The sequence below is a fragment of the Ruegeria sp. CDSA246 genome, assembly GCF_059611225.1.
In genome coordinates this window covers 294,976-317,407 of record NZ_JBXWPD010000001.1, presented here as the reverse complement: position 1 = coordinate 317,407, position 22,432 = coordinate 294,976, and the positions used below count along the sequence as shown (strand labels likewise).

Annotated in this window: 25 protein-coding genes and 1 tRNA gene; 18 read left to right on the top strand and 8 right to left on the bottom strand. The window is 56.1% G+C overall.

The window, feature by feature from the left end:
- Positions 1-227 precede the first annotated feature (227 nt).
- Positions 228-614 carry a hypothetical protein gene (locus AC2FI9_RS01575; RefSeq protein WP_496764930.1) on the top strand — a complete coding sequence of 129 codons (387 nt, stop codon included), beginning with the start codon at positions 228-230 and terminating at the stop codon, positions 612-614.
- A 192-nt stretch (positions 615-806) separates the two neighbouring features.
- Here AC2FI9_RS01575 and AC2FI9_RS01570 read toward each other — a convergent pair whose 3' ends face one another.
- The 3 genes from AC2FI9_RS01570 to AC2FI9_RS01560 all read right to left on the bottom strand — a co-directional run bounded on the left by AC2FI9_RS01570 (position 807) and on the right by AC2FI9_RS01560 (position 4,713).
- The gene (locus AC2FI9_RS01570) at positions 807-1,874 is read right to left on the bottom strand and encodes a 2,5-dihydroxypyridine 5,6-dioxygenase NicX family protein (RefSeq protein ID WP_496764927.1); all 1,068 of its coding nucleotides are present in this window, start codon (positions 1,872-1,874) and stop codon (positions 807-809) included.
- A gap of 12 nt (positions 1,875-1,886) precedes the next feature.
- Positions 1,887-3,347, bottom strand: a complete 1,461-nt coding sequence (pepD, locus tag AC2FI9_RS01565) for a beta-Ala-His dipeptidase (protein WP_496764922.1) — start codon at positions 3,345-3,347, stop codon at positions 1,887-1,889.
- A gap of 64 nt (positions 3,348-3,411) precedes the next feature.
- The gene (locus AC2FI9_RS01560; protein ID WP_496764919.1) at positions 3,412-4,713 is read right to left on the bottom strand and encodes a purine-cytosine permease family protein; all 1,302 of its coding nucleotides are present in this window, start codon (positions 4,711-4,713) and stop codon (positions 3,412-3,414) included.
- A 174-nt stretch (positions 4,714-4,887) separates the two neighbouring features.
- Here AC2FI9_RS01560 and AC2FI9_RS01555 point away from each other — a divergent pair, with 174 nt between their 5' ends.
- Positions 4,888-5,454, top strand: a complete 567-nt coding sequence (locus tag AC2FI9_RS01555; RefSeq protein ID WP_496764914.1) for a TetR/AcrR family transcriptional regulator — start codon at positions 4,888-4,890, stop codon at positions 5,452-5,454.
- Positions 5,455-6,181: 727 nt separating this feature from the next.
- Here the strand turns inward: AC2FI9_RS01555 and AC2FI9_RS01550 are convergent.
- Positions 6,182-6,271, bottom strand: a tRNA-Ser gene (locus AC2FI9_RS01550).
- Between the two features lie 123 nt (positions 6,272-6,394).
- On the opposite strand from AC2FI9_RS01550, the gene AC2FI9_RS01545 reads away from it, so the two are divergent.
- The 10 genes from AC2FI9_RS01545 to AC2FI9_RS01500 all read left to right on the top strand — a co-directional run bounded on the left by AC2FI9_RS01545 (position 6,395) and on the right by AC2FI9_RS01500 (position 14,340).
- Entirely contained in the window at positions 6,395-7,237 is an 843-nt protein-coding gene (locus AC2FI9_RS01545; protein ID WP_496764909.1) for a DUF2059 domain-containing protein, read from the top strand.
- The gene (locus tag AC2FI9_RS01540; protein ID WP_496764907.1) at positions 7,237-8,037 is read left to right on the top strand and encodes a DUF2059 domain-containing protein; all 801 of its coding nucleotides are present in this window, start codon (positions 7,237-7,239) and stop codon (positions 8,035-8,037) included. The genes AC2FI9_RS01545 and AC2FI9_RS01540 overlap by 1 nt, the downstream gene beginning before the upstream one ends.
- 208 nt (positions 8,038-8,245) lie before the next feature.
- On the top strand, positions 8,246-8,863 hold the full coding sequence (locus AC2FI9_RS01535) for a 50S ribosomal protein L21 (protein WP_496739987.1): 618 nt from the start codon (positions 8,246-8,248) through the stop codon (positions 8,861-8,863).
- An 11-nt stretch (positions 8,864-8,874) separates the two neighbouring features.
- Positions 8,875-9,144, top strand: coding sequence for a 50S ribosomal protein L27 (gene rpmA / locus AC2FI9_RS01530; RefSeq protein WP_058271644.1), 270 nt, complete (start codon positions 8,875-8,877; stop codon positions 9,142-9,144).
- 84 nt (positions 9,145-9,228) lie between these two features.
- Positions 9,229-9,729 carry a GNAT family N-acetyltransferase gene (locus AC2FI9_RS01525; RefSeq protein ID WP_496764904.1) on the top strand — a complete coding sequence of 167 codons (501 nt, stop codon included), beginning with the start codon at positions 9,229-9,231 and terminating at the stop codon, positions 9,727-9,729.
- Complete coding sequence (locus AC2FI9_RS01520) at positions 9,726-10,334, top strand: LysE family translocator (RefSeq protein ID WP_496722849.1); 609 nt, start codon at positions 9,726-9,728, stop codon at positions 10,332-10,334. Before AC2FI9_RS01525 ends, AC2FI9_RS01520 begins: the two co-directional genes overlap by 4 nt.
- A complete protein-coding gene (locus AC2FI9_RS01515) occupies positions 10,331-10,867 on the top strand; it encodes a GNAT family N-acetyltransferase (protein WP_058277925.1) in 537 nt (178 codons plus the stop codon). Before AC2FI9_RS01520 ends, AC2FI9_RS01515 begins: the two co-directional genes overlap by 4 nt.
- Positions 10,868-10,904: 37 nt before the next feature.
- Entirely contained in the window at positions 10,905-11,939 is a 1,035-nt protein-coding gene (gene obgE, locus AC2FI9_RS01510; RefSeq protein WP_108858609.1) for a GTPase ObgE, read from the top strand.
- A complete protein-coding gene (gene proB, locus AC2FI9_RS01505) occupies positions 11,927-13,033 on the top strand; it encodes a glutamate 5-kinase (RefSeq protein WP_496764902.1) in 1,107 nt (368 codons plus the stop codon). The genes obgE and proB overlap by 13 nt, the downstream gene beginning before the upstream one ends.
- Positions 13,034-13,077: 44 nt before the next feature.
- Positions 13,078-14,340, top strand: a complete 1,263-nt coding sequence (locus AC2FI9_RS01500) for a glutamate-5-semialdehyde dehydrogenase (protein ID WP_496764900.1) — start codon at positions 13,078-13,080, stop codon at positions 14,338-14,340.
- Here AC2FI9_RS01500 and AC2FI9_RS01495 read toward each other — a convergent pair.
- A complete protein-coding gene (locus AC2FI9_RS01495; RefSeq protein WP_496722860.1) occupies positions 14,337-14,933 on the bottom strand; it encodes a histidine phosphotransferase family protein in 597 nt (198 codons plus the stop codon). The genes AC2FI9_RS01500 and AC2FI9_RS01495 overlap by 4 nt on opposite strands.
- 44 nt (positions 14,934-14,977) lie before the next feature.
- Here AC2FI9_RS01495 and AC2FI9_RS01490 point away from each other — a divergent pair, with 44 nt between their 5' ends.
- From AC2FI9_RS01490 to tsf, 5 genes are all read left to right on the top strand, one after another.
- Positions 14,978-15,160, top strand: coding sequence for a DUF3553 domain-containing protein (locus AC2FI9_RS01490; protein WP_058271637.1), 183 nt, complete (start codon positions 14,978-14,980; stop codon positions 15,158-15,160).
- 98 nt (positions 15,161-15,258) lie between these two features.
- A complete protein-coding gene (olsB, locus tag AC2FI9_RS01485; RefSeq protein ID WP_496764896.1) occupies positions 15,259-16,014 on the top strand; it encodes an L-ornithine N(alpha)-acyltransferase in 756 nt (251 codons plus the stop codon).
- 4 nt (positions 16,015-16,018) lie between these two features.
- A complete protein-coding gene (gene olsA / locus AC2FI9_RS01480; RefSeq protein ID WP_496764894.1) occupies positions 16,019-16,855 on the top strand; it encodes a lyso-ornithine lipid O-acyltransferase in 837 nt (278 codons plus the stop codon).
- Between the two features lie 166 nt (positions 16,856-17,021).
- Complete coding sequence (gene rpsB / locus AC2FI9_RS01475) at positions 17,022-17,825, top strand: 30S ribosomal protein S2 (RefSeq protein WP_058271914.1); 804 nt, start codon at positions 17,022-17,024, stop codon at positions 17,823-17,825.
- Positions 17,826-17,901: 76 nt separating this feature from the next.
- The gene (gene tsf, locus AC2FI9_RS01470) at positions 17,902-18,777 is read left to right on the top strand and encodes a translation elongation factor Ts (RefSeq protein WP_108858613.1); all 876 of its coding nucleotides are present in this window, start codon (positions 17,902-17,904) and stop codon (positions 18,775-18,777) included.
- Positions 18,778-19,149: 372 nt separating this feature from the next.
- On the opposite strand, the gene AC2FI9_RS01465 is transcribed toward tsf, so the two are convergent.
- The 3 genes from AC2FI9_RS01465 to AC2FI9_RS01455 form a co-directional block, all read right to left on the bottom strand.
- Positions 19,150-19,905 carry a helix-turn-helix transcriptional regulator gene (locus AC2FI9_RS01465; protein WP_058271634.1) on the bottom strand — a complete coding sequence of 252 codons (756 nt, stop codon included), beginning with the start codon at positions 19,903-19,905 and terminating at the stop codon, positions 19,150-19,152.
- A complete protein-coding gene (gene aroQ, locus AC2FI9_RS01460; RefSeq protein WP_282168319.1) occupies positions 19,902-20,351 on the bottom strand; it encodes a type II 3-dehydroquinate dehydratase in 450 nt (149 codons plus the stop codon). Before aroQ ends, AC2FI9_RS01465 begins: the two co-directional genes overlap by 4 nt.
- A 126-nt stretch (positions 20,352-20,477) precedes the next feature.
- The gene (locus AC2FI9_RS01455) at positions 20,478-21,479 is read right to left on the bottom strand and encodes an NADPH:quinone oxidoreductase family protein (protein ID WP_496764890.1); all 1,002 of its coding nucleotides are present in this window, start codon (positions 21,477-21,479) and stop codon (positions 20,478-20,480) included.
- A gap of 134 nt (positions 21,480-21,613) precedes the next feature.
- Here AC2FI9_RS01455 and AC2FI9_RS01450 point away from each other — a divergent pair, with 134 nt between their 5' ends.
- Entirely contained in the window at positions 21,614-22,432 is an 819-nt protein-coding gene (locus AC2FI9_RS01450) for an SDR family oxidoreductase (protein ID WP_496764888.1), read from the top strand.

Sequence of the window (22,432 nt, the reverse complement as noted above, 5' to 3'; positions counted from 1 at the left end):
ATGAAACGGAATTATCAAGATTGCACTCCAATAGAATTTCCGCAAAAAGCGATTACAACCACAATCTGATCGGTATGCAAGTTACTAATAGATCGACTAAAAACCAGCCAAATTTTCCTTTATCAAGTATTTGATCCGAAAGGGTCTCGTATATGTTGCGGTTGATACTACTTTCTGCTCGATAAGCGTGTCTACGCAATAGATCAGCCAAAACGCCAACGGGTCAGATGAAACGCATCGCCTTCAAGCCTCTAATCAGAAGATCACAAAACATCATGCAAAAACTGATGAAAGCCATTGTTACATTTTTCGTTCTTCTAAGTGTTACAGCCTGTCAGCCGGGGACGCGAGCATCCGCCAACGACGAGGTGGAACTCAACGAGGTTGAAGTAGAAATCGTTTCGGTTAAGCCTGAAAAGGATGGGAGTACAGTTACCGTTCGCGACAATGCCGGGAACATGTATCAGGCGGTTATTTCAATCCCCAATCTTGGTCCAGATTCCAATTTCGATTTTGATCATCTTGAGCCTGGTAACCGTATGATCGTTTCCGGAGAATCTTGGTTTCTGGGAGCAGAACGGCAACTTACGGTCAGAGAAGCCAATGCAATCTGAGTGCGGAAGCGTTCGGGTTGTCCAAGCGGGCTGTCTGTTCGACGCTCCCGGCGATAATACCGCGCTCGGTGTCCAAACCCGCGTTTTGGGGTGGCACCGAAGGAAGATATTTTTGACCCTAAAGCAAATCCGCTAAAACAGTAAGTATGCCATCCTCGCCAGTCTTGCTGACGAGGATGGGGGCGACGACCGTTACGCGCTCGCGGTTTTTCGGTCGTAGTCATGCAGCAATTGTTCGGCATCTTCCTTGATGTCCGGGTGCACGATCACCCCATTTTCCATAATTTTCAGATCGTCCAGCCAAACGGTTGCCTTGGTTGAAATACCGTCAAAATGAGAACTGGCGGGTTGGCCATGCGGGGGCATGTCCATCGGAGAGGTGTGGCCGAAGCCGAAGTCGACACCACCCCAGATGCGTTCGTCCTCGACGATTTCCCAACTCAGCTCGCGCACGCCAGTGCAGAGCCCGATCATCATATGGCTGATCCTGCGCATGTTTTCTTCGTCGAAGCCTTCGACATAATCGCGCAACAGGTTCCCGTGTTGGCCGCCGTAATCGAGGATGTTGCCGTCTTGCATGGTGAACTCAACTTTGCCGCCTTTCGACAGGTCAGCATGCATAATCATGTCAAACACGATACGGCCTTCCATCGTGCCGGTTTTGGGAACGAGGTTCACATACCCAGGTGCAGTGCCGAATTTCTTCTGCGAGAAATCTCCGCTATCAGCATCGATCACGTTGTTGGGGTCCATTTCAAAGGACACGTCCGTGCCGCTTTCGCTGGTGACGCACACGGTCTTGGCCTTGGCCGCAAGCGCTACGATCTTGTCGATCACTTGGCCCATGCGGGTGATGTCATAGTGGCAGAACACCCGCTCAAGACTGTCGATGGAACTGCCCGCCAGCACATTGTAACGCAGGTTGTCGTTGGCCTCCATCACGCGTTCCCACATTGAAGAGTAGAGCGTGAACGCCTCGTTGTTTTCGATCCAGATGTCGGCGTGACTAAGGGCGGCTTCCATGGCTCCGGCGGGCCAGTCCGGCATTCCTGCCTCGCCGTTGTTGTTCGCCCGCCGGAACTTCATGATCAGCGGCTTGGCATCCACCTCGGCCGCCGCCTGATAAAAGGCTTGCGTGATCAGCGGGTCGGTGCCGTCGTCCTCGGTCAGGGCCACGGTCTCTCCGGGCTTTGCAGCAAACATCTCCTGAATGATACGGCGCGCAACGACCAGATATTGCTTGGGCAGGTTCGGAGTCATGGTTAGAGTTCCTTATGCTGAAGGGAGTGTGGCGAGCGTTTTTTGCAGAACTGCCCAGACTTTCTGGACCGAGTTGATCTGCACTCGTTCATCGGTGGAATGAGCGCCCTGAATGTTTGGCCCGTACGAGATCATTTCGGTGGCCGGGAAGGTCTGAGACAGAATGCCGGTTTCCAACCCGGCATGAATTGCGATCACTCCGGGCTTCTCGCCTTGCTGGGAGTGGTAGGCGTCCGACATGAAATGCAACAGCGCGCTATCGGCCTGGGGTTCCCATCCCGGCGCGTCATTGGCCGTCCAGATTTGCGCCCCGGTTCCACCGACGCTGTCTTTCACCTGTTCAATGACCTTTGGTTTGTGGGCTTCGACGCAGCTACGGGCGAGGCAGGTGACCTGAAACCGGCCTTTTTCCGCGACGGCGATAGACAGGTTGTTGGAGGTCTCGACCAGATCGGGCACGTCGTCGCTCATCGAATGGACGCCGCTGTTCACCCGGCCAATTGCAGCCAGAAACTCGGCCTGGAACGCAGGGGTAAAGCCGCGCTCGGCAGTCTCATGTACCCGGTTGCACCGAATGCGGGCATCGGGTTCGCGAGGCACGAACGGTGCCACAAGATCCGGCAAGCCGTGAATAGCCTCCTGCAACGCAGTCTCACTGCCTGGGGTAACCGCAAAATGGGCCTTGGCACGGCGCGGGATGACGTTGGCCACGCCTTCGCCGCCGAACCACGTGACCGTCAAGGGCACGGCTGCGTTAAGTCGAACCAGTGCCTCTGCCAGAACCTTGATGGCGTTCATGCGACCCAGATGGATGTCGAGGCCGGAATGTCCGCCGAGGCCACCCCGCACCTGAATCTCATAGAGATGCGCGTCACCATTCAGCGGCTGCTGATCATATCGGCCCTCGGCCAGGATATCGACGGCACCGGCGCACCCAATGGTCAACTCGTGATCGCTCTCCATATCCAGATTGATCAGATAGGGCGCAGTCAACTGGTCGGCCGTCACCGCCTCGGCTCCGCTCATGCCGACCTCTTCGTCGACGGTGAACAAAGCCTCAATCGCCGGATGCGCCATCTGGGACGAGGTCAGAACGGCCATTGTCAGGGCGACGCCGATACCGTTGTCCGCCCCTAATGTCGTACCCCGAGCGGTCAGCCAGTCGCCGTCCACCACCAGTTCAATGGGATCGCGGTCAAAGTCGAAACCACGCCCTTCTTCCTGCTCCTGCACCATGTCCAGATGGCATTGGAGGGCGACCGCTGGGCGATCTTCCATCCCACGCGTCGCGGGTTTGCGGATGATGACGTTGCCAGTGGCATCGACACGGGTATCCAGATCCAACGCCAGACCAAATCCGCGGACAAAAGCGACTGCCCGCTCTTCCTTGCCTGATCCGCGCGGGATCTGGCTGAGGCCTTCGAAGTGCCGCCAGACGGCGTAGGGCATCAGCCCTGAAAGGGACGTGGGCATTGTCATTGCTCCTTGAAAAGGCCCGCGCGAGGCGCAGCAGCCGCGCACGGGCAGTCGGGGAGGGTTAACCTGTTTTGCGCAGAGCCTTCGCCAATACGAAGTACAGCACTGCTGTGGCGACCAACGCATCGATGGCGGACAGGCCGGTCAGCGTCAGATAACCATTTTGCGTGACGTAGCCGAGTACCGAGCCTGCGGCCCACGCGATCAATGCTGGCCAACCGATAGCCGGAGTGCTTTCCAGTTTGTTCAGGTCATAGTCCCGGTCATTCGCCAGGAAGAAGTCGACGGCATAGACGCCGACCAGCGGTGTCACACAAACCCCGATAAACAGCAGGAAGTCCGAGAAATAACTGGCGAACCCGCCCACGGCGGCAAAGGTTGCGATGATCGCGCCGAAGACAGTGATCTTCCAGCTTGGGGTCTTGGTTGCGAATGTCGAAAGGGTGAGGGTCGAGGAATAGAGGTTGGTGATGTTTGTCGACCAAGTGGCGAAAACCAGAACGAACAGGGCAGCAAAGACCACACCCATTCCAGCCATAATCAGGATCAGGTCTGATTCACCAGTGCGAACTGCAGGGATAGCTGCCATCAGGGCAACCATCGGGAAAGTGAAACCAAGTCCCACAGCTGATGCAATCAGACTTTCCCTGTCGTTAGGGCAGTAGCGCGTGAAATCTGGCATCAGCACAGCTGCAATCACAAACAGGCCGATCACGGTCGAGATCAACGAAATCTCACTCTCGGTTGTTGCCGTGCGGGTCCAGTCCAGCGCGCTGTCGGCATCGCCGGTGGCTTGGAACGCGACGTAGATCATGAACGCCGCAAGCAACGGTACCGAGAAACGCGAGAATTTCTCGATCATCTGAAAGCCGAAGATCGTTGTGATCGTCATCAAAACCGAACCAATAAAGGTCGCGATTTTTACGTTGAAGTCGATGTTGAGCATTGTCTTGAGGGCTTGCGAAATCGCCACGCCGAACTCTTCGCAGGTCACCGCGTACCAGCCCAACAGGATCAGAGCCATCAACAGGTTCACCAGCTTTGCGCCGGTCTGACCAAACGAGAATTGCAGGATCATGTAGGTCGACAGGCGCGAACGTGCACCGACGATTCCCGAAAAGATCGAAATGATCGCGACAATCCAGCTGCCAACCCAGAAGGCAAAGTTGGCGCTGCCCAGTCCATTATCTTGAGCCAGCCAAGAGCTGTAGGCCAGCACCGGAAGCGTGATCCCGATTGCACATTGGATAACTGCGATCTGGATGCCGCGTGTATTCACGTCCGCCGGAACCGGTTCGCGGGTGTAATCTTCGGTGAGTTTTTCGAGGCGCGACACCTCAAGCTGAATATCCGAATTTGACATCTGTCCCTCCCTGTTGGCCCGGCTTCTTACGCGTGGCTCTATCCCCTAATTCTATTAGCCTAACATAATTAGGTTACGTATCCTAACGAAATTAGGTACCGTGGCGAAGCGCTCTGCCCACAGGCGCGACCCGTTTAAATCGGATATTCAAAAGAAGCAGACGAAAAGTTGATTATGATTCAGAAGAAAAACTCCAAAGATCATATACTTGATGTTGTTGAACGCCTGTGTGCCGAGGTGGGCCCCCAGCGACTGCAGCATGCCTTGATCGCCAAAGAGTTGGGGATCAAACCACCTTCTCTTTACGCCCATTTTTCGAGTATGCAGGCGATACTCGAAGCAGTGACGCGCCGAGGCTTAGGCCAAATTCTTCTGTGTTACGACAACGTGGACGAATCACTTGGCGCAATGCAAGCGCTGAACTTCATTCAAGGTCGTCAGGTCGATTTGTTGGTTCAACGCCCTGGCATAGCGCGGCTTGTATTACTGGACCTCAGTCAGCCTGGCGGCACTGAGGCGATTGGCTGGCAGACACCCGAAATTGTACGCATTACAGAAATCGAACTAGAGCTGTTTCAACGGGCTGTGGCAGACGGAGACCTCCCCGACGCAGATTTCTTTCTGTGGTTCAGCCAGCGCATGGGAGCGCTCTATGTGTCATTGTCATATGAATGGCTTCGTCTCGGTGCTTTGGACCCTGAACGAATTGAAATGCTGAAACACAGCCTCGCACAGCAGTAACGCGTTAAGTCGAGTTCGGCGGAACTTAAGCAGGTTGCAACGCCAAGGTGATTTGAATGCAGACGAGCCGGTCCGGATGGAGGGCCCCATCGCAGCATCCAGCAGTGTAAAATGATAACAACAAAATGCGCGGAGGGTACTTAGCCCTTGGTACGGGTTTACAAGAGTACAGTCGCTCACTACGGCTGGTGTTCCCAAAAGTCCTTACTTAACCTGACAGTATGATTAGATCGAGTATTGCAAGTGATCCAAACACCAGTGTCGCCTGGGACTTCGACGGAGTTCTCAACCGCAACATTGTAGACGGAAGGTTCGTATGGGTGGATACATTTGAGACGGACACAGGGCTTTCGCTCGAACAAATAACAACAAAGATCTTCCGTAGTGGGTTCGACGACATCATTACTGGCACGGTCGATTTGCGCGTTAGGGTTCAAGAGTGGGCGCGCGGAGTTGGCTATCCCATCAAATAATAAGGAAAGAACCCATTCGGCATGTGCGGATGTTTGGAATCTGCGCTGCCTTTGCGGCCATCGAGGTCTGCGGTGCCCCATGGCGACTACCGATGCTCTCGCGCCAAGATTTGAACCCAAGAAATGGCATAGTTGGTGCAAACGAAACCCAAAATGTTGTCATAGTATGACATGTTGCGGCAGCGCAAAGTGGTTTAACGGCGTCCCTCGTGGGAGCAGAAAGCCTGGGAATATCTTTTATTTTTGATAGGTAGTGGCGGAGAGACAGGGATTCGAACCCTGGGTGGGCTTGCACCCACAACGGTTTTCGAGACCGCCCCGTTCGACCACTCCGGCACCTCTCCGCGGGGGTCTGTGAGGGGGGGATTTAGTGAGGAACGCGCGGGGGTGCAAGCAGAAAATTCCTGAAAATGACAAAGGCGGGATTTTCCGTTGCCTGACGCGGTATTTCCCCTAGGCTCATAGGTATGACATATCCTTTACGCCAAACTATCCTACCGCTATTCGCCGCCGTTCTGTTCGTGATTTCCGGGTCGCAGCAAGCATTTGCTGTCGGACGGGATCGGATCGAAGCCTTTTTGACAACAACCGGGTTCGACGTTGCACTTGAAAGCATCGCTCTGGCCTCGGCCTCAGCCCCGCAAATGTTGGGGATCGATCCTGATGGGTTTGGGTCCGACTGGACACGCCTGACCGAAGAGGTCTTTGATACCGAGGACATGCGCGAAACAGCCGTGTCTATTCTGGAACAAACGCTGAGCGATGAGGCGCTAACCCATGCGGTCGAGTTCTATGCATCCGACCTTGGGCAACGGCTGGTCGAGTCCGAGAATGCATCGCACATGGTTGAAGATGACGATGCCAAGCAACTTGAAGGGCAGAAAATCGTCTCGGACCTGATCAAGGATGGATCGAAACGGGTCGAAAATCTGAAACGCATGAACAATGCAATTGATTCCAGCGGGACGGCATTGCGTGCGCTGCAGGAAATTCAGGTGCGCTTTTTGCTTGCTGCCAGCGCCTCGGGGGTGATCGACTTGCAACTGGGCGCGGATGAGCTGCGTCAGATGATGAAGCGCAATGAGACCGGCATGCGTCAGGCTTTGCAGCTGTCCGCACTTGCCGGGGCAGCCTATACCTATCAGGACTTCTCGGATTCTGAGGTTGTCGCCTATGCTGAGGCTTTGGAGCAGCCTTTGATGCAAGAAGTCTATGAGCTGCTGAATGCCATCCAATACGAAATCATGGCCATGAAGTTTGAAGATCTGGCCGCGCGGATGGCGGAACTTCACCCGGCACAGGATATCTGATGCGCCTGATCGCTGCTTGTTTCGCTGTGTTGCTGTCAGCCATGCCGCTGGCGGCGTCCGAGCGGGTTGAACGCCTCATGCAGGCGCTTCAAATGGAACAGGTCGTCGATATCCTGCGTGACGAAGGGTTGGCTCAGGCGAAAGGCCTGAACGACACTTTTCTGGGTGGTGAAGGCGGGCCGCTCTTCGATGATCAGGTGGACCAGATTTATGATCCGGAGTGGATGCAGGAGCAGATCTCTGGTACCTTCGAGACCAGCCTGACAGCCAGCCAGATAGATCGCGCGATCCTGTTCTTTGAAAGTGATGTCGGGCAAACCGTTATCACACTGGAAAACTCGGCCAGAAAGGCTTTCGCAGATGAAACCATCAAGGACATGGCGCGCGAAAACTATCTGAACGGGGCAGGCGGCACTCAGCTCTATGACCTGATCGGCGAGTACATTGAAGTCAACGACCTGATCGAAAAAAACGTACAAAGCTCGCTTAGTTCGGATTACAACTTTTTTCGCGGTCTCAGCGCGGATAACGGAACCAGCTCGGAAGATATTCTGGCGCAGCTCTTGTCGGACAAGGACAGTCTTGCCGAAGAAAACCGCATCTGGTTGTATTCCTTCCTTCTGGTGGCCTATCAACCGCTTGATGAGGCTCAGATGCGCGAGAATATTGCTTTTTCCAGAACTGAGACCGGACGCGCCGTAAACGAAGCCTTTTTCGGCGGTTTCGATAAGATGTATGACCAGATCTATTTTCAACTGGGTCAGGCCGTCTCACGGGCGCTTACCGCATCAGATCTCTGACCGCGCATTTGATGTTGACTTTGCCGACCAATCTATGGATAAGCGCGCATCCCGGCCGGTTTTCCGCGCCGGGTGTCGTTATTATTGACCCCAGGGCTTTGTCCCACGGGTCGTCACACAGCCCGAAAAGGGCGCGCTGTTCGAGGTGGCGAAAGCCAAAAACGCCCGGTCGGGGACCATAGAACGCGATTAGACAAAGGAAAGACGCATGTTTGCGGTCCTCAAGACTGGCGGCAAGCAGTACAAAGTTCAGGCGGGCGATATCCTCCGCGTTGAAAAATTGGCTGCCGACGCAGGTGAAACAGTTCAATTCAACGATGTTCTGATGCTGGGCGGCGACGCTCCGGTTGTTGGTGCACCGTTCGTCGATGGTGCCGGCGTTCAGGCCGAAGTGATCGAACAAATCAAAGGTGACAAGGTCATCAAGTTCGTTAAGCGCCGTCGTAAGCACAGCTCGAAGCGTACCGTTGGCCACCGTCAGAAGCTGACTCTGGTCAAAATCACCGACATCCTGTCGTCGGGCGCTGACAAGTCGGGCATCAAAGTTGCAACCGGTTCGGCTCCGGCAGGCGAAGCTGCTCCGGCGGCGAAAAAGCCTGCCAAGAAAGCTGAAGCCAAAGCAGAGGCACCTGCCGCTGCTGCTGCTGCTGACGATCTGACCAAGCTGAACGGTGTCGGCCCTGCCGCTGCCAAGAAGCTGAATGAGGCCGGTATCGAGAGCTTTGCCGCTCTGGCCGCCTTGTCGGACGAGCAGATTGCTGCTATCGAAACGGTCAAAGTGAAACCCGAATGGGTTGAGCAGGCCAAAGATCTGGCTAAAGGCTAAGGAGAGACAGAATGGCACATAAAAAAGCTGGCGGTTCCTCCCGTAACGGTCGCGACTCAGCTGGTCGCCGCCTTGGCGTAAAACTGTATGGTGGCCAGGCCGCCATTTCAGGCAACATCATCGTGCGTCAGCGCGGCACAAAGTTCTGGCCGGGCGAAGGCGTAGGCATGGGCAAAGATCACACCATCTTTGCAACTGTGGATGGCGCCGTGAAGTTCCACAAGGGACTGAAAAACCGCACCTTTATTTCGGTCCTGCCAGTGGCGGAGGCCGCAGAGTAAGCCGAAACCCAGAAGGTTTAAGAAAATTTCATGGGGGACCGGCAGAAAGTGCCGGTCCCCTTTCTCGTTTTCAGGAGCGGTCCCATGACCGAAGTGATAAAAACAGAGCGTCTTGTATTACGTCGGTTTCGGCGTGAGGATTCGTCGCGTCTTGTCACTCTTCTGAACGATCTGGACGTGGTGCTCTGGTTGACGGTTGTACCGCACCCCTATGAGAACGCGCATTCGACCGAATTTGTGGACGAGATGGCTGCCGAGCATGATGCCTTTGCCATTACTCGGGAAGAGAACCTTATCGGCTGCATCTCGACCGGATCACAACTGGGGTATTGGGTTGCCAAAGCGTTCTGGGGGCAAGGTTATGTGACCGAAGCCTCCCGCGCGATGATTTCGAGGTTCTTTGCGGCTGATCAGCAGAAACTGACCTCGGGTTATCATGTCGGCAACGAACGGTCCAAGGCGGTTCTCTCCAAACTTGGGTTCAAACCAAATGGCCAGCATCGTGCGACGGTGCAGTCGACCAACGAAGATGTGATAATTCAGGACGTTCTGCTGCGTCGTGCGGGCTGGGAGGCGATGCAATGACCGTTGCAACCACCAGTTTCCTAATCTTCGCAGCCTCTCAGGTCGGAACGCCCGGTCCCGCCAATATGGTCCTGCTGGGTACAGGTGCACGCTATGGGTTTCGGGCGGCTCTGCCGTTTGTGGCCGGTGTGATCCTGGGCAAACAGCTGATCATCTGGCCCGTTGGTTTTGGTCTGTTGCAACTCGCAGATCAGGCACCGATTGTCTTTACGGTCCTGAAATACGCCTCGGCGGCGTATATCTGCTGGTTGGCCTGGAAGATCGCCAATCTGCGTCTTTCGCGCAGTGAAACTGTGGGAGACGTGCCCGGTTTTTGGGCGGGGCTGATCGTTCATCCCCTTAACCCGAAGGCTTGGGCCATGATCATAGCCGGATTTACCGGGTTCGTTGCGGTTGGCACGCCCAGCTTTAACGCGACGTTCACGATCGCTCTCTGTTTATTGCTTTGCCAGATGGTTTTACACCCGATCTGGACATTTGCCGGAGATAGAATTGCCCACGTGGTTGAAGGTCGGCCCGTGGAAAAATATCTGATGTGGACGTTAGCGAGTCTCACTGTTGCGTCCGTATTTTTTGTGTTGTTCGGAGGAGGAACGCACTCATGAAACTCGAGACAATAATAAACCAGCCGGTCCTCGAAACCGAGCGGTTCGATCTGCGCCCATTGCGCCGGTCGGATATGGGTCTCATCGAGCATTATGCAGGCGATGAGCGCGTGGCACGTATGACTACGTCGATCCCGCATCCGCTGCCACCGGGGTCGGTCGAGGCGTTTGTGACGCGTTCGATGGCTGAAGACCGGGATGAGGACGTCTGGGCGATGGACGCCACCAAAGATGGTGGGCCGGAACTGATTGGTCTGATTTCGCTTACACGGCTGGATCGCAATCAGTCCGAAGTTGGCTATTGGGTGGCACCTGTTTACTGGAATACAGGCGTAGCCTCACTGGCCGTCGAGATGTTGGTGAAAGCTAACCCGCTTGAAAATTCGAATTTGTTTGCCAGCGTGTTTCAGGACAATCCTGCCTCGGCCCGGGTTCTGACCCATTGTGGGTTCCAGTATCTGGGTGACGCCGAAAGTTACTCGGTGGCGCGCGATGCGAATGTGCCCACCTGGACATATAGTAAAAAACTCTGACTTGTGGCCGATGGGGCCTTTGCAGTAGGGGACACACATGAAATTTCTCGATCTTGCAAAGGTCTACATCCGGTCAGGGGCCGGCGGTGGCGGGTGCGTCAGTTTTCGGCGTGAAAAGTACATTGAATACGGCGGTCCCGATGGCGGTGACGGCGGTAAAGGCGGTTCGGTCTGGGCCGAAGTTGTGGATGGGCTGAACACCCTGATCGACTTCCGCTATCAGCAGCATTTCTTTGCCAAGAACGGTCAACCCGGTCGTGGTCAGCAGCGCACGGGCAAGGATGGTGACGAAATCATCCTGCGCGTGCCGGTTGGAACCGAGATACTTGACGAGGACGAAGAGACCGTCATCTGCGACCTGACAGAGGTTGGGCAGCGTGTTCTGCTGGCCAAGGGCGGCAATGGCGGCTTTGGTAACCTGCATTTCAAATCGGCAACCAATCAGGCTCCGCGCCGGGCTAACCCGGGGCAGGCGGGGATCGACCGCACGATCTGGCTGCGGCTGAAACTTATCGCGGATGTCGGTTTGTTGGGCATGCCCAATGCCGGTAAATCGACCTTTCTGGCGGCCACATCGAACGCGCGGCCCAAGATTGCTGACTATCCGTTCACGACCCTGCATCCCAATCTTGGTGTTGTCGGTGTCGACAATGTGGAATTTGTCGTCGCGGATATTCCCGGCCTGATCGAAGGCGCCCATGAGGGGCGCGGGATCGGTGACCGGTTCCTTGGTCACGTGGAACGTTGTGCCGTTCTGCTGCATCTGGTCGATGGCACCTCGGAAACCGTCGCCGAGGATTACCGCACCATCATTCATGAACTCGAAGCTTACGGCGGTGAACTGGCTGAAAAGCCCAGGATCACAGTTCTGAACAAGGTCGATGCGCTGGACGAAGAGGAACAGGCGCTGCAAAGGGCTGAGCTGGAAGAGGCTGTTGGTGGCCCTGTGATGACCATGTCTGGTGTCGCGCATCTGGGCGTGACCGAAGTGTTGCGCGCCTTGCGTGCCCAGATCGACGAAAACCGCCTGCGGCAAAAACCCGTTGAGGAGACCAAGTCTTGGCAACCCTGACCGCAGCACGCCGATTGGTGGTCAAAATCGGCTCTGCCTTGCTGGTGGACCGTGATACCGGATTGCTGAGGTCGGGTTGGTTGCACTCGCTGGCCCAAGACGTGGCCTGGCTCAAAGGGCAGGGAACTGACGTCATTTTGGTCTCATCCGGATCGATTGCGTTGGGGCGCGGAGTTTTGGGCCTGCCCATGGCGGATTTGCCGTTGGAACAATCCCAAGCCGCCGCTGCTGTTGGCCAAATTCGACTGGCGCGGGCCTATGAAGAGGCTTTGACGCCGCACACAATCACAACTGCGCAGGTTTTGGTGACGCTGGAAGACAGCGAGGACCGGCGGCGGTATCTGAACTCTCGCGCGACGCTGGAAACGCTGCTGAGTTTAGGCGTGGTTCCGATCGTCAACGAAAACGATACGGTGGCTACGGATGAGATCCGCTACGGCGACAATGACCGGTTGGCGGCGCAGATCGCCGTGACGGTTGGGGCCGATCAATTGATCCTGTTGTCGGATGTTGACGGATTCTACACCGGGAACCCGAGTGAAGACGGAAACGCCAAGCGTTTCGATGTGATTGAGGCCATCACGCCCGAGATCGAGGAAATGGCAGGCGATGCTGGTTCCGGCCTGTCCAAAGGCGGAATGAAGACCAAGCTGCTGGCCGGCAAGATGGCAACTGCTGCCGGTTGTGATATGGCGATCACCGAAGGTTCGACTTTGAACCCGCTGAAATCGCTTGAAGATGGCGCCAATTGCACTTGGTTTACAGCGACGCTGGACCCGCATGCCGCGCGCAAGCGCTGGATCTCGGCCATGAAACCGCGTGGTGAAATCGTGGTCGATGCAGGCGCGGCAAGGGCGTTGGGCAATGGTAAAAGCCTGTTGCCCGCTGGAATTGTTGAAGTCACAGGCGACTTTGGGCGCGGTGACCCAGTTGCGATTATGGACCCGCAGGCACGACGGCTGGCACAGGGGCTCAGCCGATACACTGCGCAAGAGGCAGATGCGATCAAGGGACGAAAGTCCTCGGAAATCGAAGAGACGTTGGGCTATCCGGGCCGCGCCGTCCTGATCCACCGAGATGATTTGGCGCTGTAACGGCGCGATGTTAAAACGCAAAGACCGACCGAAAGGCACCTGAGATGAAGGATTTCGACAACATTCCCGCCCTGATGGCCGATCTTGGAAAACGCGCCAAAGCGGCCTCGGCCGATTTGGCCTTTGCTAGCGCCGAGCGTAAACATGCTGCCCTAATTGCTGCAGCTGACGCTGTTTGGGCCAACCGCGCAAATATCATTGAGGCCAACAAGAAAGACCTGGAGTTTGGGCGTGAAAAGGGCCTGAGCCCGGCGATGATGGACCGGCTGATGCTGGATGATGCGCGCATTCAGGGCATGGTTGATGGCCTGCGCACGGTCGCGGATCAGGCAGACCCCGTAGGCGAGGTTCTGACCGAATGGGACATGGCCTCGGGCCTGAACATCCAGCGTGTTCGCACGCCTCTGGGCGTTATCGGAGTGATTTACGAAAGCCGTCCGAATGTGACGGCGGATGCAGGCGCACTGTGCCTGAAGTCCGGCAATGCAGTGATCCTGCGCGGCGGCTCGGAAAGTTTCCATTCCTCAACCGCCATTCACGCCTGTCTGGTCCAAGGGCTAAAGGCTGCAAACCTGCCAGAAGACGCCATTCAACTTGTGCCCACGCGAGACCGCGCCGCAGTGCAAGAGCTGCTGACCATGACCGATTGTGTGGACGTCATCGTTCCGCGCGGCGGAAAAGGTCTGGTTGGGTTAGTTCAGCGCGAAGCACGCGTGCCCGTCTTTGCGCACTTGGAAGGTATCGTGCACATCTATGTCGACAAGGCTGCAGACCCCCAAAAAACGCTGGACGTCGTGCTGAACGCCAAAACCCGGCGCACTGGGATTTGTGGTGCTGCCGAGTGCTTGCTGATCCATCAGGATGTGGCTGAAACACTCGGCCGGGATATCATTTCCGCCTTGCTTGCGGCGGGCGTCGAAATCCATGCCGAAGGCGCGTTGGCCCTCGACGGCACCAAAGCGGCCACGGGCGACGACTGGGGCAAGGAATTCCTCGACAGCATCATCGCAGCCAAGCCGGTGGCTGATATTGATCAGGCAATCGCGCATATCCGCCAGTTCGGTTCGAACCACACCGATTGCATCATGACCGAGGATGCTGATGCCGCTGCCCGGTTCTTTGAGCGGCTCGACAGTGCGATCCTGATGCACAATGCCTCAACCCAGTTTGCCGATGGTGGCGAGTTTGGAATGGGGGCCGAGATCGGAATCGCAACTGGCAAAATGCATGCGCGCGGCCCGGTCGGGGCCGCTCAGCTGACGAGCTTCAAATACCTTGTCCGCGGAAACGGGACCGTCAGGTCTTAAAACCGGATAGCGACGCGGGTTGAGGTGGTTTCCGCCGCGACCCGCCGCCCCATGGACGCGGCCGTTTGCGGAAGTAGCGCGAATTGCACCTGCGCTGGCGTCACCTTGTTGGCAAATTGGCCTTTGGGCAGGTTCTTCCAAAGATCGGCGTCAATATTCAGCTTGTCCGCGACACCGACCACTGTCCAACTGCCGCCGTTGTTTGCCACAGTGACATCGCCCCCCATCGGCATCGCGCTTTCGCAACACATCAGGGCCAGAAAGGCGAGCTTGACCTGATTGCGTGGCATCGCATCGGTCACGTGCCAGTTGACACGCACACGACCAACGCTTTCAACGTCTTTCAACAACTCAGTGACTTCGGCCCGGCCCAACGGTTGATCGCTGGCCGACCCAAAAGCGACGCGAAAGAACCTGATCTTTGCTCCGGCGCTTCCGACGCTGCCCGAGATCAGCTCCATCTCGGGGCCCTGCATGGTTCCGACCATCTCAAGCAGTTCCAGCCCGTTGTTTATTGCGCCAATAGGGCTGATCAGATCGTGACAAATTCGCGACCCAATCAGTTCGGCCAGATTGACGTTGGTGTCGCCCATGCGTACCTCTCCTGTTGTATCTGCCGCCGGACCGGAGCCCGATCATGACAGACCTCAATGCCATACTTGCACCGGGCATGTATGTCCGCCACCCCGATTTCCCCGACTGGGGCGTCGGACAGGTGCAGTCCAACATAGGGGGCAAGATCACCGTGAATTTCCAAGAACAGGGAAAAGTGGTGATTGACGGAACCCGCATCGCCCTGACGCCCGTCTTTGATCCGTGAAACTGGTTTAAGAATGGTTAACGATGGGCCACCGCTGTGCTGGTTGCCATTTGACCGAAAACTGCGGTATCAGCGCGCAAACAAAAGCGGAATAACTGATGCCGGATGCAGGCCCTTCTTTCACCGTTAAACTTGCCGAATCCGAGGCCGAACTGCGCGCAGCCCAGAGGCTGCGATATGATGTGTTCGTCCGCGAATTAGGCGGCGGCGGCAAGATGGTGGACCACGAGGCAGGGTTAGAGCAGGATCAGTTCGATCCTTTTTTTGATCACATGCTGGCCTATGATGACGCCACTGGCGAAGTTGTGGGCGTTTACAGGCTGTTACCGGGTGAACGAGCCGTCGAATTGGGACAGTTCTATTCCGAGGATGAATACGATCTGACGGTACTGAAACAGAGCGGCCGCAAACTGTTAGAGCTTGGACGTTCCTGCCTTCACCCGGACTATCGGGGCGGAACGGCGATGTACCATCTTTGGAATGGTCTGGCGGGATATGTGGCTGAGCGCGAGATTGAGGTGCTGTTCGGCGTCGCCAGCTTCCACGGCATCAATGTACAGGAATTGGCCCAGCCTTTGTCGATGTTGCACCACAATCATCTGGCCCCACCGGACCTGCGGGTCAGGGCGCAGCCGGAGGTGTTTCAAAGTATGGACCTTGTCGCGCCGGATGCGCTGGATCGCCGTGGGGCGATGGTACAGGTTCCCGCGCTAATCAAGGCGTACCTGCGGTTGGGTGGCTTTGTGGGCGAGGGGGCGTTTATCGACCACGCTTTCAACACAACAGATGTATGCCTGATCCTCGACACGGCGCGCATGAACGAGCGCCAGCGGCGTATTTACAGCGGAGCCTGATCCAGTGAACGATCCGCTTTGGGACAGTGACGACGCGCCAGACCCGATTGAATTGGGCGTATTTGGCTGGGCATTGGTAATCTTGCGCGGCCTTCCGCTGGCACTGCTGGTCTTTGGCGGGCTGCTCGTTTTGTTGACCGTTCGCCTGATCGAGCGCCCGCTGTTCGGTTTACGACGTCCGATTACCCCGTTCATCGCGCAGTTTGTCTGCCGCAATGCGCTCCGGCTTCTTGGAATCAGCTTTCGCAGTTCTGGTGAATTGATGCGCGAACGCGGCGCGGTGGTCGCAAACCACACATCATGGCTCGACATCTTTGCGCTGAACGCCCGTAAGCGGGTGTACTTCGTGTCCAAGGCCGAAGTGGCCAAATGGCCGGGTATCGGCTGGCTAGCCCGCGCCACGGGCACGGTGTTTATCGAACGAGATCGCAAGAAAGCCCGCGAACAGACCCAGATCTTTGAAGAGCGCTTGAAAGTCGGGCATAAGTTGTTGTTTTTTCCCGAGGGCACCTCGACCGACGGCCTTCGTGTTTTGCCCTTTAAAACAACGCTTTTTGCCGCGTTCTTCTCGGATGAATTGCGGGACTTCATGTATGTTCAGCCTGTTTCCGTGGTCTTTCACGCGCCAAAAGGGCAGCCTGACAGGTTCTATGGCTGGTGGGGCGATATGGATTTTGCCCCGCATCTTCTCAAGACCTTGGGCGCGCGTCGGCAGGGGACGGTGGAATTGATTTACCACGTTCCAGCCAAAGTCAGCGATTTTGCCAACCGCAAGGCGTTGGCCGCACATTGCGAAGAGGCAGTGCGCCACGCGCATGCAATTGCGCGGCTTGAAAAATAAGGCCATTTGGCACTTGCACCGGGCGAATTCCTACCGTATACGCGCGCCATTAAAACCCGCAGGCGGGGTTTGGGCTATTTGAGGGAGACATCCTTATCTGGCCCGCCGGTTGGAGCATCCGCTTCTTTCACCCCCGCCCAGGCGTAAACCGGAAAAGGAAAATAACATGGCTCTTCCCGAGTTCACCATGCGTCAGCTGTTGGAAGCTGGCGTTCACTTTGGTCACCAGACACAGCGTTGGAATCCCCGCATGGGCCCGTTCATCTACGGCTCGCGCAATGGCATCCACATCATGGACCTGACCCAGACCGTTCCAATGCTGGACCAGGCTCTGCAGGCCGTTCGTGACACCGTTGCAAAAGGTGGCCGCGTTCTGTTCGTTGGTACCAAGCGTCAGGCAGCTCAGCCGATCGCAGAAGCCGCTGAAAAGTCGGCTCAGTACTACATGAACCACCGCTGGCTAGGCGGCACGCTGACCAACTGGAAAACCGTTTCCCAGTCGATCAATCGTCTGAACCAGATTGACGAAGCCATGGAATCGGGCGCCGAAGGCCTGACCAAGAAAGAGCGTCTGGGCATGGAACGTGACCAGGGCAAACTGCAGGCGTCGCTGGGCGGTATCCGCGAAATGGGCGGCGTTCCCGATCTGCTGTTCGTCATCGACGTCAAAAAAGAAGCACTGGCCATCGCCGAAGCCAACAAGCTGGGTATCCCGGTTGTGGCAATTGTCGACACCAACTGCTCGCCCGATGGCGTGGATTACATCATCCCCGGCAACGACGACGCAGCGCGCGCGATCTCTCTGTATTGCGATCTGGTTGCTCGTGCCGCTCTGGACGGTATGACCGCTCAGATGGGTGCTGCAGGCGTTGACCTGGGCGCATTCGAAGAAGCACCGGTTGAAGAAGTCGTTGCTGAAGAAGCACCCGTTGCAGAAGAAGCCACGCCGGAAGCCAAAGCTGAAGCGTAAGCTGCCCGTCACGTAAATGACATATGGGGCAGGGTAGACCTGCCCCAATTCCGTTTGAATTGAGGAGAGCCAAAAGATGGCAATCACAGCAGCAATGGTTAAAGAACTGCGCGACTCGACCGGCGCAGGCATGATGGACGCAAAAAAAGCGCTGACCGAAACCGGCGGCAACATGGACGAAGCCGTTGATTGGCTGCGCACCAAAGGTCTGGCCAAAGCGGCCAAGAAATCCGGCCGTACGGCAGCAGAAGGTCTGGTTGCAGTTCACGTCAACGGTGGCAACGGTGTTGCTGTCGAAGTGAACTCGGAAACCGACTTCGTCGCAAAGAACGCCGAATTCCAGGAAATGGTTGGCAAGATCGCTTACGCGGCAGAAGGCGTCGACAATGTCGAAGCTCTGTTGGCCGCTGATCTGGGCGGCAAGAACGTTGCTGACACCCTGACCGACAAGATCGCCACCATTGGTGAGAACATGTCAGTTCGCCGCATGGCGAAACTGTCAGGCGACACTGTTGTGTCCTACGTTCACAACGCAGCCACCAACGGCATGGGCAAAATCGGTGTACTGGTTGCTCTGTCCGGTGGTGACGAAGTGATCGGCAAACAGATTGCGATGCACATCGCAGCCGTGAACCCGGCGGCCCTGTCTGAAGCGGACATGGACCCGGCTGTTGTCGAAAAAGAAAAGCAGGTTCAGATGGACATCGCCCGCGAATCCGGCAAGCCGGAGCAGGTGATCGAAAAAATGATCGTTGGCCGCATGAAGAAATTCGTGGCGGAATCAACTTTGTTGAACCAGTCGTTCGTTGTGAACCCTGACCTGACCGTCGAAGCCGCTGCCAAAGAAGCAGGCGCAACCATCACTGGTTTCGTCCGTCTGGAAGTTGGCGAAGGCATCGTGGTGGAAAAAGAAGACTTCGCAGCTGAAGTTGCCAAAGCCGTACAGGGCTAATTCTGGCAGAGGCCCTGAAAGGGGCCTCAAACTGAACAGAATAAAACCGGCTACTTTCCTGTAGTCGGTTTTTTTGCGCCTTCCGGCGTTAGGAACAACAGATCATACACTACTATCGGAAGGATTGAGGGGCCCCGCAGATGGGGATGGTCGAGGCCCCCCAAAATTCCGACTAAGAGACGCGGACAAATAGACGCCTTTATGTCAGAGCGACCGGAGAGCTTTGGTATTGCAAAGATCCGATCAAAACGTTCCCAGGCTAAAGCCACCACTCACGGAACAATATCACTTTGCAACTGGGGCTCAGATTTGGGAAGTCATGTTTTCCTTACCCTACGTAAATTGACGCAATTTAGCGTCAAAAAGAACGCATCATGCTTCCATGATGAACATCTGATTTTGCAGGGATGCTTTGAGCACGGCTTGCGCCGTTGTTTCGACTGAAAGAGACTCACGGGCAAGTCTCAAATGCTTCTCAACAGTAGCCGACGTCAGCCCCATCAAAAGCGCTATGTCTTGCGTCGTCTTTCCATCGCCAACCCATTCCAGCGCCTCGCGCTGACGCTTCGTCAGAGCGCGATTGGGGGTGTTGTAGGGCAGGGTAAGTATCTTCAGATGCGCGACATTGTTCATCAACAAAATGTCATCGCCATGTTCCGCCCAGATTGCATCGACCTCATCCTGACTAGTGGCCCCACCAGCCGAAAGAGAGATCGCACCCTTCGACCGCATCGAAACCGAGGTGAAACTGATAGTGTATCCCGCCACAACGCCTTTTGACCGATTGAACTCGTATACTTGGCGTTCCTGGGCGGTCATCGTGCCGTCGGAATTCATATCCTGAATCATTCTCCAACTGGCCGCGCCTTCATTGTGCAGCGCCCATTTCAGCATGGGTGCATGAAAGTACAGCCCATCGCGAACGAAACCATCAATGTACTCTTTGCCGTGGTTTGTAAGGATGGTGAAGTCTTCGGGGTCTCCCAAAGACGTTTCGGTCCTGTAGCGCGTATAGCCGTATAGCAGACGGTCGAAACCGAAAATTGCCATCTGGCGGCAATGAGCGTCCCAAAGCTCTTCCAGCGTTTTGACGTAGCTGAGGAAATTCAGATATTCGCCCAGCTTCATACGGACCCCTCGTTTTGCAAATGCGCCGACAGCGCATCCAACGCCATCACATAGCTCTGCAGCCCAAAGCCGCAGATCTGTCCCAGCGCAACCGGCGCCACATAGGATTTGTGCCGGAAGGGTTCACGTGCGTGTATGTTCGACAGGTGAACCTCAACAACCGGCAGGTCTACCGAAGCGATCGCATCCATCAAAGCGACCGAGGTGTGTGTATACGCGCCGGCGTTCAGAACGATCCCGTCCTGATTGCCTTTGGCCGCGTGGATCGCGTCGATCAGCACACCTTCGTGATTGGATTGCAGGTGTGATACGTCCAACCCGATAGACGCGCCGTGGCTTACACAGGTTTCTTCGACCATTTTCAGCGTTGTACGGCCATAAACCTCGGGTTGTCGTGTGCCCAGCAAGTTCAGGTTCGGACCGTTCAAAATCAGAACTTTATGCATTCATTCTCCGTCCCATTACTGGTTGATAAACGTGATTAGGTATGGATGTCCACCAGCCTGCGCACTCATCAGGCGAGTGTCGCGCATCTAACACCATCTGATCTTGAACCAAGCGTCGAAAACCAGTCAGGATTCTGGCATCGTTACCACAACTTTTCCAAGAACGGTGCGGTCGTTCAATAATTTCAGTGCCTCGCTTGCATCCGCTAAAGGAAACCGCCGACTGATTTGCGGCTTTATCTGTGAATTGGCGTATAAGTCGAACAACTCGCTGACATTTTCGGCATGGCTCTTGGGATCACGATAGACCGAAGCCCCCCAGAACACGCCAACGACCTGGCAGCCCTTCAACAATGGTAGATTGAGTGGGACTTTGGGAATACCGGCCGGAAACCCGACAACAAGGAACCGGCCATTCCACGCCATGCTGCGCAGCGCTGGTTCGGCATAATCCCCACCAACGGCATCATAGACGACATCCACGCCATTTGCGCCCGCTATAGCCTTGATTTCACCGGAGAATGCCTTTTGCGCATTACGATCCATCTGGCGGGAATATACGATTGTGTCGTCCGCGCCGATTTGACGGCAAAAATCCGCCTTTTCCTGAGAAGATACGGCCGCTATGACACGCGCGCCCATCGCCTTGCCCAGTTCAACGGCCGCGCTACCGACACCACCTGCGGCACCCAGCACCAAAAGGGTTTCACCAGGCTGCAATGCGGCACGGTCTTTCAGCGCGTGGTAGGACGTGCCGTAGGTGAAAATGAAACAAGCCGCGTCATCGAATGGCATCGATGTGGGGAATTTCACGGCTGTAGCCGCCTTGACCGTCAATTGCGTTGCAAAACCGCCATATCCGGTCAGCGCCAGAACCCTGTCCCCAACTTCGAACCCGTTCACGCCTTCTCCAACGCCCAATACCTCACCTGCGATTTCCCCCCCGGGGGCAAATGGTCTTGGTGGCTTAATCTGATACAGGTCTTGGATCATCAACGTATCGGGGAAATTGACGCCAGCAGCCTTGACCCCGACCAGCAAATCTCCCTTTCCTGGCACCGGGTCGGGCAGGGTCGTAAGTTCCAAAGTATCCGGTCCGCCCGGCGCGACGCTGAGTAACGCTTGCATAATGACTATCTTGTCCTTGTTATTCGGTTGAGAGGACCTTTGGCGCAGCGGTGAATGTTGTCAAGAATTCCGCAGGGTGCAAATCTCGCCGAAAATCGCCACCTGTGCCCCAATTCAAAACCGAGGAGCAGACCATGACCCCTGAAACCCTATTTTCGCTGCAGGGAAAAACCGCACTGGTGACAGGTGGTGCCACCGGCATTGGCCGGATGGCTGCGGAATCGCTTGTAAGGGCAGGGGCACGCGTACTGATCGCGTCGCGCAAAGGGGAAGCCTGTGAAACCGTCGCGGCCGAGCTGAATGCTCTGGACGCGCCCGGAAGCGCCGAAGGTTTCAGCGGAGATGTTGGAACGGAAGACGGCGTTGTGGCCATGGTCGATGAGGTCAAGAATCGCACGGATACCCTTGATATCCTGATGAATAATGCGGGCATCTCTTGGGGTTCACCGCTGGGACAGTTTCCCCATCACGCGTGGGAAAAGGTCAATTCCGTCAACGTCGCTGGTCTGTTCGAACTGACGCAGCGCCTGTTGCCGATGCTGATGAAGTCCGGAACACCCGACGATCCGGCGCGCGTCGTCAACGTTGGATCAGTAATGGGTGAGGTACCGATGGGCGACGGTGCTTACAGCTATTCTGCATCCAAAGCCGCGGTGCTGCACCTGACCAAGATTTTAGCCAAGGAATTGTCGCCCTATCACGTCACTGTTAACGCGCTTGCACCGGGACCATTTGTATCACGGATGACAGCCTTTGCGACGGCAGACGAGGGCACGCGCGAAAAGGTTGGCAAGACAGTACCGCTGGGCCGTGTGGGTCGCGACGAAGATATCGCCGGGTGTATGTTGTTCCTATGCGGGCGCGGCGGCAGCTATGTGACCGGAGCCGTCATCCCAGTTTCTGGGGGCCTAAACGTGGTGACCGCCGGTAATCTCTTCGCCGAAGCACTATAG